At 78.5% G+C, this 1,766-nt stretch carries 1 protein-coding gene and 1 pseudogene; both read right to left on the reverse strand.

Annotation, left to right across the window (positions count from 1 at the left end):
- Positions 1–174: 174 nt before the first annotated feature.
- A pseudogene (scpB, locus tag GTR00_RS20155) lies at positions 175–852 on the reverse strand (SMC-Scp complex subunit ScpB); the annotation flags it as partial.
- Complete coding sequence (locus tag GTR00_RS20160) at positions 843–1,757, reverse strand: segregation and condensation protein A (protein WP_407659752.1); 915 nt, start codon at positions 1,755–1,757, stop codon at positions 843–845. The gene GTR00_RS20160 and the pseudogene scpB, both read right to left, overlap by 10 nt.
- Positions 1,758–1,766 lie beyond the last annotated feature (9 nt).

Raw genomic sequence — 1,766 nt, forward strand, 5'->3', positions numbered from 1 at the left:
AGCCCGGCGGCCGTCCCGCCCGCCGCGGCGCCGCGCGCCGCATGACCGACGACATCCAGCCCGCCCCCGCGCCGCCGGCCTTGCCGAACGGCTTGCCGCCGGAGCGGCCCTGGCCGGGCCGGCCGCCGGGACCGCCCTGGCGGCGGCCGCCGCCGCCTCGGGGCGCGGTGGGGCTCATCGTGGTTCCTCCTGCTGCTCGTCGGGCGTCGCGGGGGCCTGCGGCGGGGCCGTGGCCTCCGGCGCCGCGTCGTCCGCGGCGCTCGCGCGCACGGGACCATCATCCCCCACCCCGGGACCGGCGCCGACCGCCCCGGCGCCGGCACCACCGGCGGGCTGCCCGGCGGGCTGGTCGGCGCGCGTGGCCACCGGGTCGGCCACGGCGCCCGCGAGCACCGCGCCGGGCTCGGGGGCGAGCGCCTCGCGCGGCTCCAGGTCGTCGGGGTCGACGTCCTCGGGCAGGAACGGCGCCAGCGGCGGCAGCTCGTCCAGGGAACCCAGCCCCACGCGCTGCAGGAACTCCTCGGTGGTGCGGTACAGGGTGGCGCCGCTGGTGGCCTCCACGCCCGCCTCGGTCACCAGGCCGCGGGTCAGCAGGGTGCGCATGACGCCGTCCACGGACACCCCGCGCACGGCCGAGACGCGCGCGCGGCTGACCGGCTGGCGGTAGGCGACGATCGCGAGGGTCTCCAGCGCGGCCTGGGTGAGCTTGGCGGTCTGCCCGTCCAGCAGGAACGCCTCGACGACGTCGGCGTGCTCGGGGCGCGAGTACACCCGCCAGCCGCCACCGGCGAGTCGGAGGACGAGGTGGACCTGCTGCTGCGCGATGTCCCGCACGTCCTCGCTCACCGCTCTCCCCCCGGCGCGGCCTCCGCGCCCTCGAACTCGTCCACGCCGGCCAGCACGGAGGCCGCGCCCGCGGCCCCGTCACCGGCCGCGGCGTCCCAGCGCACCGTCAGGGTGCCCAGCGCCTCCGGCTGCTCCAGGCGCACGCGCCGCTCGCGGAACAGCTCCAGCACCGCCAGGAACCGGGCGACCACCACCAGGGTGCCCAGCTCCCCGGCGCCGGCGTCCTCGGCGAGCTGCGCGAACGTCAGGCTGCCGCTGCGGCGCAGGCGCTCCACCAGCAGCGCGGCCTGCTCGCGCACGCTGACGGCGCTGGCGTGCAGGTGGTCCAGCCCCACCACCGGCTCCGGGCGCGGCGTCAGCGCGCGCGCGGCGATCGCCGCGAGCTGCTCGGGGCTGACGGTCAGGACCAGCTCGGGCAGCAGCTTCTCGAAGCGCGGTTCGACGGCCACCGCGCGCGCCACCCGGCGCGAGGCCTGCGCGAAGCGCTCGCCCAGGACGGCGGCGACCTGCTTGTAGGCGCGGTACTGCAGCAGCCGCGCGAACAGCAGGTCGCGCGCCTCCAGCAGGGCGAGGTCCTCGGGGTCCTCCACGTCCGCGGCGGGCAGCAGGCGCGCGGCCTTCAGGTCCAGCAGCGTGGCCGCCACGACGAGGAACTCGCTGACCTCGTCCAGGTCCCAGTCGCCCTCGCCGGCGGAGGCGGCGCGCAGGTGCGCGGTGAAGTCGTCGGTCACGCGCGCCAGCGCCACCTCGGTGACGTCGAGCTGGTGCTTGGCGATCAGGCCGAGCAGCAGGTCGAAGGGCCCGGTGAAGTTCTCCAGCCGGACCTCGAACCCGCCGCGCGCACCGGCGCCGGCGTCGGCGCGGGCGCCCTCGGGCACGGGCGGTCGGGAGGGGGGCACCACGGGGGCCACGGTACCGAC

It is taken from the genome of Kineococcus indalonis, assembly GCF_009906395.1.
Lineage (GTDB): Bacteria > Actinomycetota > Actinomycetes > Actinomycetales > Kineococcaceae > Kineococcus > Kineococcus indalonis.